Raw genomic sequence first — 14,950 nt, forward strand, 5'->3', positions numbered from 1 at the left:
AGATGGGTATAGGGGACAGGGCCGGGGGAGGTGGGTCGCGCACCCGCCGCTCGGCAACGGTGTTCTGTTTGATCCCGAGTTGCCGGATTACCCGCTGTTTTTCCGTATCGGGGCACAATAAACGCGTTTGCACGATTATGGACGATGATTTACCTCTTTCTTACACGCCGCTCCACCGTCCGCGTCAGCCATTTCCCGAAAAACACCCACCAGGGCGTCCATCCGGCAATTCCGCGCCCCGCCAAAATGGTGATCATTTTAGCAAGTGCCGGTTTCCTTTTCCCGCCCCCACGAAAGACTGCCAGAGGGACGTTCCCGCACATCGGAGAAACTGTTATGCACGACTTTCCACGGGCGGTCCGGCGAGCAGGGGCCGCGGCGGCCGCCGCGGCGTTCGCGGCCACCGCGCTCACCGCGTTCACCGGCACGGCGGCGGCCGGCACCGCACCGGCGTGGTGCAAGCCCGGCGGGACGCTGTCCGCCCGCGCGATGCCGCAGCGGGTGAAGATCGCCGACTGCGACCTGCGCGGCCGGACGGTGCGCGGCGCGAACGGGCTGTCCGCGATCGTCCCGTCCGACGGGACCTCGCTGGTCGCGCACGAACTGCGCACCGACGGCGCCGCCGAGCTGCGCGTCCAGGTGGACGAGCGGCGCGGCGAGATCATCATCGGCACGCGCGGCGGACGGGTGCCGCAGGGCCGTCCGCGCGGCTTCCGGGCACCGGCCGCCGCCTGCGCGGACGGCACCCACCGCGCCGAGCCGAGCAAGTGGCCGAAGGGCACCACCGTCCAGTGGCACTACTACGCGGGGACGGCCGGGCTGCCGAGGGACCCCGTCGCCGCGGGCATCGCCAACATGGTCAACGCCCGCACGGACTGCGACGACGAGGGCCGCTTCACCCCGCCGCCGGACGTGAACGAGCACTACGCCGGCCAGGCGAACCGCGCCCCGAACGTGACGAACGCCGCCGCCTGCGGAAACCGCGACCAGGTCAACACCTTCGGCTGGCACGCCATGCCGGACGCGGACAAGGACGTCCTCGCGGCCACCTGCACCTGGTTCAACGGCCCAACGACGGTCGAAACCGACATGGCGCTACAAACACAAGACAAGAAGTGGTGGACGAGCGGTTCGTGCCCCGCCGGAAGCTATTCCGCCGAAGCCGTCGCAACGCACGAAGCGGGCCATGTCCTCGGCCTCGCCCACGTCGAGGGCATCGAACACGAGAATCTGACGATGGCGCCGTCCATCGCGTCCTGCGACAACGGCCCCACCACGCTCGGCAAGGGCGACTACGACGGCCTGATCGCCCTCTACGGCGGACGGTGAACGGCGCGGAGCCGCTCCGCGCCGTTCACCGTCCGGCCTGGGTCAGCGTTTCGGCTGGAGTTTGCCGACGACGACGAGGCGGCGCCGGTCCGAGCCCTTCGGGGTGCAGGTGATGAGCGTGACGTACTGGCCGTTCGGTGCGCTTCGCCGCTTGAACGGCACCGGCTCCAGGGCCCGCCGGTCACGCGGCTTGATGACGCGCTTGACGCTCACCCGGTACACGTAGGTCTTCCGGCCGACGCGCAGGACGATCCGGTCACCGCGGCGCATCCGGTCGAGCTTGTTGAACGGGTGTAGCCAGGTCGTCCGGTGGCCGAGGAGCACCGTGTTGCCGTCCCGTCCGGGCAGGCCCGTTCCCAGGTAGTGGCCGACGGCCCGCCGCAGGACCGCCTGGCCGACGCCCTGCCGGACGTCCGCCTTCAGATGCATCCGCTTGATCCGGATCTGCCCGATCCGCGCGCCCGTCTTCGGCCGCGCGCTGACCACCGCGGGCGCGGCCTGCGCCTGCGGAACGCTCAGGACGGGCGCGCAGCAGACCGCCGCGACGGCCGCCGCACCGAGGGATTTTCGGTTGAGCATGGTTCGCCCCCATCGAACTGGAGTGCCGCTGACACGGGGAAGGGGCGGCACGTCTACCGCCCCCTCTCCTGGAGTTCACCGGCCGCGGGTCGTCACCCGCGCCGGATCATGTTCAGTGCAGGACCGGCGTGCCGAGCCGGACCGGAGCCCCGTCCTGGGACGGCAGCTGCGGGCCGAGCTGACCGGGCTGGACGTCCGTCCCCGGCAGCTTCACGAGCCCCTTGACCGTGTTGAGCAGCTTCTTCACCGGCGACAGCGCGTCCCCGCCCTCCGAGCCGGGGACCGGGGTCGCCATCCGGGAGTTGCTCCCGCGCAGGGTCGAGGGCAGCTTCTTGTGCTTGGCGGCCGGACGGTGCTTGGACGGCTTGTACGGCTTCTTGTGCTTCTTCACCGGCGGCGTCCGCAGCGTGGGCGGCAGCTCCTCGTCCCCGCCGCCGACGGTGGCGCCGCCCTTGCACTGCGCCTGCGAGAGGCCGAGCACCGCCACGGAGTTTCCGCAGACGTTCACGGGGATGCTGATCGGCGCGTAGACCTGGTTGCCGCCGAGGACGCTGAAGTTGCCGGAGGTCTTCATCTTCGGGTCGTGGCCGGCGGTCCGCTTGACCGACGCACCGCCCTTGCACTGCGCCTGCGACGCGCCGAGCACCGCGACGGAGTTTCCGCACACGTTCACCGGCACGCTGATCGGCGCGTAGACCTGGTTGCCGCCGAGGACGCTGAAGTTTCCGGAGGTCGTCATGCCCCCGTGGTTCCAGCCGCCGTCGCCGCCGTCCCAGCCGCCGTCGCCGCCCCAGCCGGTGCTGGACGTCCGGTAGCCGGGGTCCGCGGCGTAGCCGCCGTGCGACTTCCCGGACGTGACGCTGGCGCCGCCCTTGCACTGCGCCCGGCTCAGCCCGAGGATCGCGACGGAGTTGCCGCAGACGTCGATCGGCAGGCTGATCGGCGCCACGACCTGGTTGCCGCCGCCGATCGAGAAGTTGCCGGACGTCTGCATGTCGCCGCCCCCGCCGTGCCGGGCGCCGCTGACGTGCGCGCCGCCCTCCGACTGGGCCTGCGACGCGCCGAGCGCCGCGACGGAGTTGCCGCTGACCTCGAGCGGGACGGAGATCGGCGCGACGACCTGGTTGCCGCCGAGGACGCTGAAGTTGCCGGACGTTGTGGTGTCGGCGATCGCGGCCCCGGAGCCGAAGGCGGCCCCGACCGCGACGGCGCCGGCGGCCACCAGGGCGGCGCGGCTGGTGTTCCTTGCCCACATGCGCATGGTGTTGCTCCTTCTGTTGCATCGGTGGTGAACGCTGCGCGGCACCGTCGGGGTGGGCGCAGCACGGCAGCGGCCATGCGCGGCCGTTGCTCGCTGAGGAAAGTTCGGTGAAAGGGCGGCACGAGGCCGCGCGGAAGGCGAAGCGCCTAGTCCGGAACGACGGACGGACCGCCGGGCGCGGCCACGTCGGTCAACGCGGTGCGCCGAAAGGTGCCCGCGTCAACGACGGCCGGCGCCGCCGGAGACCGGCGGCTCGCCAGGTCGGCGACCGGCGGGAACAGATGCCCGCCCGTCGAGCCGCCCTGCGGCCCGTCCTGGACGGGCGGCAGCACGGGAGAGTGCCCGGGCGCACGGTGGCACCCCGAGCAGTCATCCGCCGGCAGGTCCTTGACCGCCGTGGAAACAGCGGCCACGTGCGAAACCGCAGAGACCGGTTCCTTGGCAACCTGCTGACGGACCTGCTCGTCCTGCTTCTCCGACCGCTCGACCGCGGCCGGCTGCTGAGCGGAACGCACCTCCGTCACCCGCTGCACAAGACCGCCCAGGACGGGCCGCTCCGACCGGACGTCCGGAACCCGGACGCGCGGAACTCCCGCCGCGTCGGCGAGCCCCCGCACATGGCGGACGGCCCGGTCCTTGTCCTCGAACAGGTCGTGCTGCCGCGACCGGACGTACCGCATCGGGTGGTCGCCGATCTCGCGCACGTCGTCACTCATCGTGCGCCAGCCCGTGAAGTGCCGGAGCGTGGCCGAACCCTGATCGCCGGCCTGCGCCGCATGCTGCGGCGGCCGCTCGGCCGCGTAGGCGGAGTCGTTCAGCGCGGAGAGCGCGATCCACCCGGCGAACGCGAAGCCCGCGATGGCGGCGAGACGCAGGAGCACGGAAACGAGGGCATACCGCGGCCGACCCTGCGGGCGAATGGCCCCGCGCTGGATCGGTACGGAATGCACTGCCGGTTCTCCTTGCCGCCGAATCGAGGACCGGACGAACGTAACACCCGAAGAGGCCGACTCAAGCACCCATCGATTCTTCGGCGGCGTGTCCCCGGATCATTTACCGCACCATGAATTCGCCTTTTACCGCGCCCGGCTTTCCGCCCCACTGACGTCCGCTTTGCCGTACTCGACCCTTTTCGCCGGAGTCTGGGAGAAGTATGGCGCCCGGTATCAAGTACGCTACAGTCGGTGAGCGGGCGGTCACCGGATCGCCCATCGAGGAGCTCCCATGCTTAACCCCTCGTCCGCGATCGCGCGCCTCCAGCCACTCCGCAGACACCGCGCCCCCCGCCGCGAGCCCCACCGCTTCCTCACCCGCGCCGACCTGACCCGCATCGCGCTCTCCAACGTCCCACCAGCTCAAACCCCCCAAACCCGCCGAGCCAGCTCCTCCGCCTGGACCCTGTACTGGCGCTGCCACTGGACCCTCACCACCACCAGAGCACCCCGCCCGCACCGTCCCCCGCCGAAGTACTGACCCACCCCGGGAAACGGCACAACTCCCCACCACTCCCGGAGGAAAATCCTCAACCCACCGCCCGCGACGTCGTGGCAGCCCGACAACACCACGAACACCAACGTCACAAAACCCGGGAATAGCGCACACGGCACTAATCGTCACTGGCCAGCCCGCACCCGCAGAATTCCTACCAGGCCGCTCTCACCCTGGCGGCGGGTACAAGAGCGCCCGTCAAGCCACACGCCGCACCACATCACAGACATACGCCACCAGCCAACGGCAAGTTCGCGGATGCGCGGGCTCACAGCGCGGACACACAAATCCCGCACGCCACACCGGAACGGCCCCCGTCGTGGTGACATCCCCCAAGCCGGAAAGCGCGACAACGACCGGCAGCGCTGTGTGAACACCGGCTCGGTGACGGGCGAAACTTGAGCACTCAGAAGCGCTCGCCTCATGTGGCCAATCGGCCACTACGCCGTGCTCCTGACGGTCAGCACCGGCCCGCCAGTGCTTCTTGCCGTCCCGTGCGGGCCGTTGGGTGGTGGTGGGGTGGGAAGCGCTCGCCTCCGGGACCAGGTGGTTCCGGAGGCGAGTGGTGTTGGGGTTACTGGCGGGTTGTGTCTGGTTCCAGGACGTCTGCCAGGCGGGCCCTGGGGGGTTGCTGGCGTGGGGTTCGGCGGATGATGTGGTGGGCTATGCGGGTTGCGGCGAAGTCGGCGCCGTGGACGAAGCGCATGACGGGGCCGAAGGTTGAGGCCGCGGCGAGGCCGGCGAAGTAGAGGCCCGGTGTGGAGGCCTCGAAGTCTCGGCTGAGGACCGGGGCGCCCAGGCGGGTGGCGATGCGGCCGCGGAGGTCCGGGGCGAGGAGGCCGAGGCGGGCGACGTCCGGGACGTAGCCGGTGGCGGTGAGGACGTGCTCGAACCCGGTGACGAGGCGGCGGCCGGCGCGGTCGACGGTGGTGAGCGCGAGGCCGTCCTCCTGCTCGACGGCCTTCGCCACGCGGCGGCCGGTCGAGACGCGGACGCGCTCGTCGAGGCGGTCGCGCAGCCACCAGGAGCCGGCGGGCGGGAGCGTCTCGCGGACGATCCGGCGGCGGGTCGCCTCCGGCAGGTACCGGACGAGGCCGGGGCGCTCCGCCCACAGCCAGGTGCGGTAGCCGGTGCCGAGGCCGGAGCGGGGCCCGCCGAGCAGCTGGTCGCGCAGGGGGCGGCGCTCCTGCGGGACGGTGTTCCAGTCGAGCTCCGGCCGCCGCGCGATGACGTGCGGGTGCGCGCCCGCGTCCGCCAGCAGCACCGCCGTCTCCAGCGCGGACTGGCCGGCGCCGATCACGGCGACGTCCTTGCCCGCGAAAAGGGTGAGGTCGCGGTGGGCGCTGCTGTGCGAGACGAGCCAGGACGGCATGCCCGCCAGCTCGTCCGGGATGTGGGCGAACGGGCCGACGCCGACCGCGACCACCACGGCGCGTGCCGCGATCGTCTCGCCGGTGGAGAGCGTGACGGCGTAGCCGCCCGGGCGGGCGCGTTCGACGTTGACGACCTGCGCGTCCCGGTCGCCGGGGCGCTGCGGGACGGCCTCGGCGGCGAACCAGCGGCCGTACTCGACGAACGTCTCCAGCGGGATAGGCTGCCCGATCCGCCAGCCGGGATGCAGGTCGGTGAACCGCATCCCCGGCTGCGGCGACCCCAGGTTGGACGCGAACGGCTCGGATTTCAGGAACATGCCCTCGGGCATGTTCGCCTCCCAGAACCGCATCGGCTCGCCGATGGTCCGGACGTCCAGCCCGAGGTTCTGCAGGTGCGCGGCGGTCGACAGGCCGTAGGGCCCGGCGCCGGCGATCACGACGTCGCTGGCCGAGTCGCTCATGTCTCATTCCCCCGTGTGTTTGTGGTGTTACCTGGTGCGGAGCCGCTCGACGGCGCGGAGCACGCTCCGCCGGCCCATCGCGAGGAAGGGCGGCAGGTCGTCCCCGGCGTACCAGGCGAACTCGTCGGCCTCGCGGAGCGGCCGGAGGGTCTCGCGCAGCGGGTGGAGGGTGCCCGCGCGCAGCAGCGGCCGCCCGGCGGCCTGCTGGAGGTAGTGGTTCTCCACCAGCAGGCTGCGGCCGGGCGCCGGGCTCGCGTCCGGGACGCGGCGGCCGGACTGGTGCAGGTGCAGGACGCGGGCGAGGTCGAGCCCGTTCCGGTCGGTGAACAGGCGGAACTGCGCGCCGATCCGCGGGTTGAAGTCGAGCAGGTGGTAGCCGCCGTCCGCGTCGAGCCGGAAGTCGAGGTCGACGAGGCCGCGGACGCCGAGCAGCCGGACGATCCGGACGGCGATCCGGTGCAGTTCGGCGTTGCCGACCCACTCCCCGGCGACCGTGTGCCCGGCCTGCGGCGGGTGCGCGAGGTGCTTGCGGCCCGTCCCGCCGAACCGGCAGTCGAGGTTCGCGTCGAAGTAGCCCTGGAAGAACCAGTCGCCGCCGCCGCGCGGGATGCGGCGCTGCAGGATGAGCGGGCCGGCGTCGCCGTCCGGGTCGCGGTGTCGGGTGGCGGCGAACAGCCGGTGCAGTTCGCCGCGCGTGCGGACGACCGTGGTGCTGCGCATGCCGGTGCCGAGCCGCCAGGGCCGCGCCCATTTGGCGATCATCGGCAGGCCGAGTTCGGCGGCGGCCTCGTCGACGTCGGCGGCGGACGCGGGGGTCCGGCTGGGCGGGCAGGTGATGCCGTGCTTCGCGCACGCGTCCCGCAGCCGGGCCTTGTCGGCGACGCTGCGGGGGACGTCCGGGTCCTGGTGCGGGAAGGCGAAGCGGGGCCGCAGCGCGTCCGCGTGCTCGGCGACGAAGATCGCGCCGGCGTCGTCCATCGGGACGAGCAGCGTCTCGCGGCCGATGCGCTCGCCGATCGCGCGCAGGTGGCTCAGCAGTTCGGCCGGGTACACGGTGGGCGGCGCCCAGGGGTGCCCGCGGTACAGGTAGCGGGAGCGGGACGCGGGGTTCGCGCGGCCCTCCATGATGGCGTGGACGGGCACGCCGGCGCGGCCGAGGCTGCGGATCGCGGCGAGCGTCCCGTGGTGGAAGAAGTTGCGGTCGGTGCGCAGCAGCAGGACGGGAAGGCCGGGGTCGAGGCGCGTCCGCGGCGGGGTGCGGGTGTCGAAGAACATGTGTTCAGGCGTATTCCCAAGGATTGTGGCGCACGACAACCTTCCTAACGTAAATTCTGGGCCTGTTCCGTCCGGACGGCTTTTTCATGGTGGACGTCCCAGGGCATACGATACGCATGCGAGCTGCCGATATCCATTCAGCCGGGCGGCCATTCGGGCGGCGGCGGGAAAGGCCACTTCCGTTCTGTCCGCTCCCGCCGCTTCTGGCCGCATTCGGGCTGGTGGCGATGCTCACGGCGTCCACGATGGTGACCTGGCTGCAGCCGCAGGCCATTCAGAGATCACCGTCATATGTGCCCTTGGGGGCATTTCTGGGTTCGGGCGCCGAAGGCGTGGCGCGGGTCGGCCGGTTCCAGCGCTGGCTCGGCTCGACGGTGGCGGTCGGGCGCACCTACCTGCCGGGCGACGACTGGCGCGAGATCGAGGGGCCGCGCGGGCTGCTCGTGCCGTGGGCCCGCTGGAAGGCCGCCGATCCGCGGCGGTTGCTGGTGATAAATGTGCCGATGATGGCACCCAACGAGACGTGGGTTCCGCGGCCGGTGCTCGGCTCGGTGCTGCGCGGCGGCGCGTCGGGCGCGTTCGACGACCACTACCGGATCCTGTCCCGGCGCCTGGTCTCGCTGGGGGTCGGCGACGCCGTCATCGTCCTCGGCTGGGAGATGAACGGGGACACCTACAGCGGCCGGTGCGCACCGAATCCGGGCGCGTGGAAGGCGTACTGGCGGCGTATCGTCGCGACCATGCGGTCGGTGCCGGGCGCGCGTTTCCGTTTCGATTTCGCGCCGACGCGTGGCCGGGACGCGGTCCCGTGGACGGAGTGCTATCCGGGGGACGACGTCGTCGACATCATCGGGTCCGACACCTATGACCAGCCCGCCGGCAAGACGTTCGAGGATTACGTGGACGAGCCGTACGGGCTGCGCGCGCAGGCCGAATTCGCCGCCGCACACGGTAAGCCGATCTCGTTCCCGGAATGGGGCCTGTTCCGCAATTCCGACAACCCCGATTTTATTCGGGGAATGCACGACTGGATCATGTCGCACGATGTCGTGTACCAGTCGATCACGGACTACTGCCCGCACGGCGTCTGGTCGTGCGGCGCGAACCCGCGGTCGTCCGCCGCCTACCGGGAGCTGTTCGGGGGCGTGACGGCCCCGCCGCCGTCGCCGAACGCGCCGTACAAGCCGACCACACCGGCGCCGTCCCCGGCCCCGGCGAGGCCCGCGTGGACGAGCCCGCCCGCCACGGCCCGCGAATTGTCCAGGGATTCGGGGGCGCTGCCGCGTCCGGCCACGTCGCGGGTCACGGCGGCGAGCAGTTCCAGCGTCCCGGACAGGTCGTAGGCGGCGGAGGCGGCGGCCCCCGCGCGTCCCTCCTCCTCGGCGATTCCGGGGCAGCGCAGGCGCTCGGCGATCTCCGCGGCGAGCGCGCCGGGATCCTCGGCGGGCACCAGCGCGCCGAGCCCCGGCCGGACGATCTCCGCGATGCCGGGAATGTCCGTCCCGACGATGGGGCGTCCGATGGCGAGGGCCTCCAGCGCGGTCAGCGGCAGCCCCTCCCACCGGGACGGCAGGACGACGAGATTGGACGCCGTGAGCCAGTCGCGCGGACTCTCCACCGCCGGGACGAACCGGACACCGGCCACCCGTTCGCGCCGCAGGGACTCCAGCTCGTCGCCGTCCCCGATGATCGCGAGCACCGCCGCCGGGCATCGCTCGATGACCTCCGGCCAGGCCGAGACCAGGACGTCCTGCGCCTTCTGCCTGGTCACCCGGCCGACGCACACGGCCAGCGGCACCGAGGCGGCCAGCCCGAGCCGGGTGCGCGCGACGAGCCGGTCCGCGCCGTCGGCCGGCGGGAACCGGCGCAGGTCGACCCCGTTGCGGACGAGCCGGTAGGCGCCGCGCACCCCCGCGTCCACGCCCTGGCTCTGCTCGCCGGCGCCGACGCAGATCACCGCGTCGCTCCAGTGCGCGGCCAGCCGCTCCCAGCAGCGGCTGAAGGCGGCCTGGCTCCCGGTGGCGGCGAGCCACGACCAGCCGTGCGGCTGGAACATCGTGGGCGTCCCACGCAAACGCCGCAGCAACCGTCCCGCCAAACCCGCCTTCGACGAGTGCAGGTGGACGACATCAGGCGCAAAGCTCCTGACCAGCCGCCGAAGCCGGAGCGACTCCGGCAGCGTCCGCACCCCAGGAGTGCGGGCAGCGTCCCAGTTCAGCCACGGCACGCCGGCGGCCATGCACCGTTCGGGCAGATCGCCACCGGGCGGGCACGCCACCGCCACGTCCCAGCCGCGCCGACGCTGGTCCATGGCCGCCTGCCCGACGTAGACGGCGACGCCGCCGCCGTTCGGCTGGCTGACGTGCAGCACCCGCAGCGGCTCAGTCATGGCCTTCCTGCCCGCGGTGCCGCCGGGCCGACAGCCGCCCGCGAGTGCGGGCGACGGCGGCGAACGCGGCGGCCGAGGCGGACCGTCCGAGGATGATCCGCTCGTTCCGGACGGGCGTCGGCCGCCACTTCAGCTTGTACGGCTCGTCGCCGCGCAGCAGGCTGACGCCCTGCCGGTGCCGGTCCCGCGCGATGGCGAGGTCCTGGCGCAGCATCATCAGCGAGACGTCCACGGCGTCGCGCAGGTCCGGGATCGCCCCGTACAGGTAGGCGCCGACGTACCGGTGGCCGATGAGGACGAGGTCGCCGGCGACGAGCCGGTCGTCCCACGTGTACTGCAGGACGGCGGCGCGCCCGTCCCGCACCATCCCGCTCGCGGCCTCGGCCAGGTGCCGCCGGAACCGCTCGCGCGTGTGCTCGGGGTTGATCGGGCGGCCCCGCCACTGGAGGGCGTGCAGGTCCAGCAGCGCGTGGACGGCCTCCGCCGCCTGCTCCGCCCGGACGCTCCGCACCGTGATGCCGCGAACATCGATCTTGCGGAGTTTCGCCCGCATCTTCCCGGCGGTGCGGCCCGGCAGCCGGCCGAGGACGTCGTCGATGTCGCCGGCCGGGAGTTCCAGGCACACCGACGACGGCGTCCGCCACGTCCGGCGCGGCCACTGCTCGGCGACCAGGTGCGCCACCGACCCGGGACGCACCTCGCGCAGGTCGAGCGCGCACCAGCCGCGCTCGTCCAGCAGCGCCCGGGTGAGGTGCCGGACGGCGCCGTCCGCGTACACGGGGTCGAGGAGGAAGTCGGTGAAGTCGCTCTGCTCCCCCGCCAGCGGCACCAGCACCGGGAACCCGTACCGGACGCCCGCCATCAGCGGCGCCGCCGCGACGAGCCGGCCCCGGCACCGGACGAGCGCGAGCCGCAGCCGCCCGCGCGGCCCGTACCAGCCCCACCACGACTTGATCCACTCGTAAGTCTGGAACGGCGTCGCCGTCGGGCTGCGGTCGTACAGGTCGCGCAGCTCGTCCGCGAGGGCGACGAGCGCCTGCTCGTCCCGGTGCACCTCGACCGACCACTCGACGGCCGGGGTCGCGAGCCGGACGGGCGCGACCGCCGTCATGACCGCACCTCGATCCGGTCGGCGGTGGCCGGGGCGGGGATCGCGGCGTGCCGCGCCCATTCGCGCCGGGCACCACGCCGCCCGCTCATGATCGCGGCGCTGAGCCCGGCGAGCAGCACGCCGGACGCGGTCCCGGCGGCGACGTCCAGCACCAGGTTCGGCGAGGACGGGGCGGCCGGCGGCTCGGCGAGCGTCATCAGCGCGACACGGACGCCGGTGTCGGCGCGGTGCTGCGTCCCGTACTTGACGAGCGCGTCGGCGGCGGCGTTGGCGAACGCGGCGGCGTCGCGGGCGGTCCGGGCGCTGCCGGCCAGCCGGATCAGCGGCGTGTCCGGCGACGTGGACGCCTGGATGTGCTCGCGGGTGTCGCCGGCCGCGTGCCTCGGCAGCGGGATCGAGGAGTGTTCGAGCGTCTCCGGCAGCGGCGCGAGCCGCCCGAACGCCTGCGCGAAGCTGACCGCCGCCGGGCCGGAGTCGCCGCCGTCGTCCACGACGAGGACGAACGCGGTCGCCGTGTAGGTGGTGGGCGCGAACAGGCCGTAGCCGAGCCCGCCGAGGAGGCCGGCGAGCACGAAGGCGATGGCCAGGCCGAACCGCCGCAGGAGCGCGGTGGCCGGCCCGCGCGCCCGCCGGACGGCGGTATCGAGGACGCGACGCCGGCCGGGCCTCGTCCTGGCTTCACGTTGCGGCATCTTGAGCCCTTTCTCGTATCGGAGCGATCCCGCGGTCGGACGGTTCGGGCAGGTAGAGCCGGGCGAGCTCGGCGGCCTGCTCGGCGATGGCGTAGCGGGCGACGACGGGCGGCACGCGCGTCCGGTCGCGGGGCGCGCGCAGCACGTCCGCGAGTTCCGCGCTCCAGACCGTGGCGTCGGTGGGGAGGCGGCGGGCTGGGCGCGGGCCCGCGGGGGGGGCGGTCGTCGAGGGCGGGGCATGCGGTGTAGCGGACGGGCAGCCCGGCGGCGAGGGCCTCCAGGACGCCGAGCCCGAACGTCTCCTGGACGGACGGCGCGGCGAGCACGTCCATCGCGGCGAGCGCGCCCGCGACGTCCGACGTCCCGCCGGTGAAGACGACCCGGACGCCGCGGTCGTGCGCCAGCCGGGCCAGCGCGTCCCGCATCGGCCCGGCGCCGACGAGCAGCAGCCGGACGCCGTCCAGCCGCGCGGCCGCCTCGATCAGCAGGTCGAACCGCTTGGTCGGGACGAGCCGCCCGACCGCGCCGACGACCGGTTCGTCCGGGCCGATGCCGAGGCGTCGACGCGTCGCGGCGCGGCGGGCGGCGTCGAACGCGAACGCGGCGGCGTCGATGCCGTTCGGGATCACGATGATCCGGCCGGGTTTCACGCCCCAGCCGCGCAGCCGGGCGGCGACGGTCGGCGACACCGCGCTGGTCGCGGACCCGAGCCGCTCCGTCGCCCGGTACAGCGCCCGGACGCCGCGCGTCGTCGCCCGTCCCTCGATGTGCCCGTCGCCGAGCGAGTGCTCGGTCGCGATGACCCGCGTCGTCCCGGCGAGCCGCGCCGCGATACGGCCGTAGACGCACGCCCGGTACAGATGCGTATGGACGACGTCGTACCGCCCGCGCCGGATCAGCCGCGCGAGCCGGGGCAGCGCCGCGAGGTCGCGGTTGCCGCGCATCCCGATCTCGTGGACGGGCACGCCGGTGCGGCGGATCTCGGCGCCGAGCGTCCCGGTCCGGGTGAGCGTCACGACCTCGGAGGCGACCGGCAGGTGGCGCAGCAGCAGCGCGAGCTGGCGTTCGGCGCCGCCGTGCTCCAGCCCGGTGATGACGTGCAGGACGCGGGTCACACGTGGCTCCGGCGGCGCAGTTCGTGCCGGACGAGCTTGACCCGCAGCCGCAGCGGCCCGTCCCGGTCGCCGACGTAGGTGCGTGGCAGCGCGTGCCGGGACGGCTCCTCGGGACGGATGTCGCACGCGTGGTCATATCCGGCGGCGCGCACCGCCTCGACCTCGCGTTCGGTGGCGTGCCCGTAGGGGTAGGCGAAACCGGCCACCGGCGCCTGGACGATGTCCTCCAGGGCGGCCCGGCTCTCCTCCAGCTCCTCACGCAGCTCGGTGTCGTCCGTCCCGGGAAGCGAGACGTGGTGGCGGCCGTGCGAAGCGACCTCCATACCGGCGCCCGCCACCGTCCGGATCTGCTCGGCCGTCATGAGCGGCTTGCGGGGGCAGTCGTCGTCCCACGCGTTGTAGGTGCCGATCCGTCCGGACACCACGTACACGGTCGCGCCGAACCCGTACCGCAGCAGCGCGGGGACGGCCCGGGTCGCGAAGTCGGCGTAGCCGTCGTCGAACGTCAGCCCGACGAGGCCGCGCGCCCGTCCGGCGGCGTGCGCGTCCAGCAGCTCGCCCATGGCGACACCGCGCAGCCCGCGCGCCCGCAGCCAGGCGAGCTGCCGCTCGAACCGCGCCGGCGACACCGTCACCAGGTGCGGGTCCTCATCGAAGTGGTCGACCGAGTGGTACATCAGCACCAGCGGAACCGGCCGGATCTCCTCCGCCGGCCGGTTCGGTTCGGTCGCTCTTGCCGGTTGCGTCGTTTCGGCCGGCTCGGTCGGCTGGCTCACTGGTCTCCCCCGATTCGGTCCGGCCGCGCACGCTGCGGCGCGACCGCAAAGCGATCCATGGAGCTATGAGGTCGGGTCCCGCCAGGACGGTCAGGACCGCGAACGCGCCGGTGGTCACGAGCCCGCCCACGGCGAGCTGGACGAGCACCGGCGTCCCGGCGACGGCGTGCGCGGTGAGCATCCCCGCCGCGCACGCGCCGCCGGCGGCGAGCATCAGCCGCGACACGTCGGCGGCGATCCGGCGCGGCGAGACCGGCGCGATGCCGCGCCGCAGCCCGGCCAGCAGCAGGACGGCGGCGAGCGTGATCCCGATGGCGTTGGCGGCGGCGAGCGCGAGCGTCCCGGCGGACGCGGCGAACACGCCCCCGATCACCGCCGTGACCACCAGCCCCAGCGCAAGCACCCGGGCGGGACGCCACGTAGGCCGCCGCTGCGCAAAAAACGCACGCGCGGCAAGCCCAACGGCCGACTGCCCCCACAACCCAAGCGCGTAGACGCGCATAATGCTCGCGGTACTAGCAGTGTCGTCAGCCGTGAACTCGCCATGCTCGAACAGCACCTTGATGATGACCGGCGCGAACGCAACAAGAAACGCAGCGGCACCCAACACCATCGTGCTAGCGATAACAAGGTCCTGCCGAATACGCCGCGCAACCTGCCAGGTATCCCCATCCGCCGACGCCCGCGCAAGCCTCGGGAACGTCACGGTGACGATCAGCAACGACAAAACCATCGGCACCTGCGCAACCTTCTGCGCATAATTCAAATGCGAAATAGACCCGGCCGCCAGCTCCGACCCAATAAACCGCTCCACAAACACCTGCGACTGCCGCGTAACGGTATAAACAACAACCGGCGCAACAGCCGCAACCCCAATCCGCCACTCAACCCCGCTCTCCCCCGCCTCACGCCGAACGACCCGACCAAGCGCGGCAGCACCATCCCTCAACCCGCCACCACGCGCAGGCGCGTCCCCACGCAAGCCACCACCACCACGCACGACCGCATCACCACGCAGGACCGCGTCAACTGGCGGGGCTGTGTTAGCCGGGGGGGTGGCGAGTTGGGGCGCTGGCTCTTACACACATCCGAAGCTCCCCG

The 14,950-nt window shown here is 72.8% G+C and carries 13 protein-coding genes and 2 pseudogenes; 3 read left to right on the top strand and 12 right to left on the bottom strand.

Annotated features, from left to right (window positions below; genetic code table 11):
- Nucleotides 1-336 precede the first annotated feature (336 nt).
- Nucleotides 337-1,329, top strand: a complete 993-nt coding sequence (locus HUX53_RS04845) for a matrixin family metalloprotease (protein WP_176401964.1) — start codon at nt 337-339, stop codon at nt 1,327-1,329.
- A gap of 42 nt (nt 1,330-1,371) precedes the next feature.
- On the opposite strand, the gene HUX53_RS04850 is transcribed toward HUX53_RS04845, so the two are convergent.
- The 3 genes from HUX53_RS04850 to HUX53_RS04860 form a co-directional block, all read right to left on the bottom strand.
- Nucleotides 1,372-1,908, bottom strand: coding sequence for a class E sortase (locus HUX53_RS04850; RefSeq protein WP_176401965.1), 537 nt, complete (start codon nt 1,906-1,908; stop codon nt 1,372-1,374).
- 112 nt (nt 1,909-2,020) lie between these two features.
- The gene (locus tag HUX53_RS04855) at nt 2,021-3,169 is read right to left on the bottom strand and encodes a chaplin (RefSeq protein WP_176401966.1); all 1,149 of its coding nucleotides are present in this window, start codon (nt 3,167-3,169) and stop codon (nt 2,021-2,023) included.
- A gap of 146 nt (nt 3,170-3,315) precedes the next feature.
- The gene (locus tag HUX53_RS04860; RefSeq protein WP_176401967.1) at nt 3,316-4,050 is read right to left on the bottom strand and encodes a hypothetical protein; all 735 of its coding nucleotides are present in this window, start codon (nt 4,048-4,050) and stop codon (nt 3,316-3,318) included.
- Between the two features lie 343 nt (nt 4,051-4,393).
- Here HUX53_RS04860 and HUX53_RS04865 point away from each other — a divergent pair, with 343 nt between their 5' ends.
- On the top strand, nt 4,394-4,642 hold the full coding sequence (locus HUX53_RS04865) for a hypothetical protein (RefSeq protein WP_176401968.1): 249 nt from the start codon (nt 4,394-4,396) through the stop codon (nt 4,640-4,642).
- Nucleotides 4,643-5,231: 589 nt separating this feature from the next.
- On the opposite strand, the gene HUX53_RS04870 is transcribed toward HUX53_RS04865, so the two are convergent.
- Both HUX53_RS04870 and HUX53_RS04875 read right to left on the bottom strand, forming a co-directional pair.
- The gene (locus tag HUX53_RS04870) at nt 5,232-6,491 is read right to left on the bottom strand and encodes an FAD-dependent oxidoreductase (protein ID WP_176401969.1); all 1,260 of its coding nucleotides are present in this window, start codon (nt 6,489-6,491) and stop codon (nt 5,232-5,234) included.
- A 27-nt stretch (nt 6,492-6,518) separates the two neighbouring features.
- Entirely contained in the window at nt 6,519-7,766 is a 1,248-nt protein-coding gene (locus HUX53_RS04875; RefSeq protein ID WP_176401970.1) for an ATP-grasp domain-containing protein, read from the bottom strand.
- Nucleotides 7,767-8,425: 659 nt separating this feature from the next.
- On the opposite strand from HUX53_RS04875, the pseudogene HUX53_RS40700 reads away from it, so the two are divergent.
- Nucleotides 8,426-8,635: pseudogene (locus tag HUX53_RS40700) on the top strand (glycosyl hydrolase); the annotation flags it as partial.
- A gap of 254 nt (nt 8,636-8,889) precedes the next feature.
- On the opposite strand, the gene HUX53_RS04880 reads toward HUX53_RS40700, so the two are convergent.
- From HUX53_RS04880 to HUX53_RS04900, 7 genes and pseudogenes are all read right to left on the bottom strand, one after another.
- Nucleotides 8,890-10,155, bottom strand: coding sequence for a glycosyltransferase family 4 protein (locus HUX53_RS04880; protein WP_176401971.1), 1,266 nt, complete (start codon nt 10,153-10,155; stop codon nt 8,890-8,892).
- A complete protein-coding gene (locus HUX53_RS04885; RefSeq protein WP_176401972.1) occupies nt 10,148-11,266 on the bottom strand; it encodes a GNAT family N-acetyltransferase in 1,119 nt (372 codons plus the stop codon). Before HUX53_RS04885 ends, HUX53_RS04880 begins: the two co-directional genes overlap by 8 nt.
- Entirely contained in the window at nt 11,263-11,958 is a 696-nt protein-coding gene (locus HUX53_RS40705) for a Wzz/FepE/Etk N-terminal domain-containing protein (protein WP_255204933.1), read from the bottom strand. Before HUX53_RS40705 ends, HUX53_RS04885 begins: the two co-directional genes overlap by 4 nt.
- Nucleotides 11,945-12,103, bottom strand: a complete 159-nt coding sequence (locus tag HUX53_RS40710) for a hypothetical protein (protein WP_255204934.1) — start codon at nt 12,101-12,103, stop codon at nt 11,945-11,947. The genes HUX53_RS40705 and HUX53_RS40710 overlap by 14 nt, the downstream gene beginning before the upstream one ends.
- Before the next feature lie 145 nt (nt 12,104-12,248).
- A pseudogene (locus HUX53_RS40715) lies at nt 12,249-13,073 on the bottom strand (glycosyltransferase); the annotation flags it as partial.
- The gene (locus tag HUX53_RS04895; RefSeq protein WP_176401974.1) at nt 13,070-13,750 is read right to left on the bottom strand and encodes a polysaccharide deacetylase family protein; all 681 of its coding nucleotides are present in this window, start codon (nt 13,748-13,750) and stop codon (nt 13,070-13,072) included. The gene HUX53_RS04895 and the pseudogene HUX53_RS40715, both read right to left, overlap by 4 nt.
- A complete protein-coding gene (locus HUX53_RS04900) occupies nt 13,722-14,849 on the bottom strand; it encodes a lipid II flippase MurJ (protein WP_309237054.1) in 1,128 nt (375 codons plus the stop codon). Before HUX53_RS04900 ends, HUX53_RS04895 begins: the two co-directional genes overlap by 29 nt.
- Between the last annotated feature and the right edge of the window lie 101 nt (nt 14,850-14,950).

This window comes from Actinomadura sp. BRA 177, from assembly GCF_013372625.1.
Taxonomy (GTDB): domain Bacteria; phylum Actinomycetota; class Actinomycetes; order Streptosporangiales; family Streptosporangiaceae; genus Spirillospora.

Coding starts and splice junctions, on each gene's coding strand:
- HUX53_RS40705 (WP_255204933.1), bottom strand. CDS start 11,958: ATGCCGCAACGTGAAGCCAGGACGAGGCCCGGCCGGCGTCGCGTCCTC.
- HUX53_RS04870 (WP_176401969.1), bottom strand. CDS start 6,491: ATGAGCGACTCGGCCAGCGACGTCGTGATCGCCGGCGCCGGGCCCTAC.
- HUX53_RS04885 (WP_176401972.1), bottom strand. CDS start 11,266: ATGACGGCGGTCGCGCCCGTCCGGCTCGCGACCCCGGCCGTCGAGTGG.
- HUX53_RS04845 (WP_176401964.1), top strand. CDS start 337: ATGCACGACTTTCCACGGGCGGTCCGGCGAGCAGGGGCCGCGGCGGCC.
- HUX53_RS04865 (WP_176401968.1), top strand. CDS start 4,394: ATGCTTAACCCCTCGTCCGCGATCGCGCGCCTCCAGCCACTCCGCAGA.
- HUX53_RS04850 (WP_176401965.1), bottom strand. CDS start 1,908: ATGCTCAACCGAAAATCCCTCGGTGCGGCGGCCGTCGCGGCGGTCTGC.
- HUX53_RS04875 (WP_176401970.1), bottom strand. CDS start 7,766: ATGTTCTTCGACACCCGCACCCCGCCGCGGACGCGCCTCGACCCCGGC.
- HUX53_RS04855 (WP_176401966.1), bottom strand. CDS start 3,169: ATGCGCATGTGGGCAAGGAACACCAGCCGCGCCGCCCTGGTGGCCGCC.
- HUX53_RS04880 (WP_176401971.1), bottom strand. CDS start 10,155: ATGACTGAGCCGCTGCGGGTGCTGCACGTCAGCCAGCCGAACGGCGGC.
- HUX53_RS04895 (WP_176401974.1), bottom strand. CDS start 13,750: ATGTACCACTCGGTCGACCACTTCGATGAGGACCCGCACCTGGTGACG.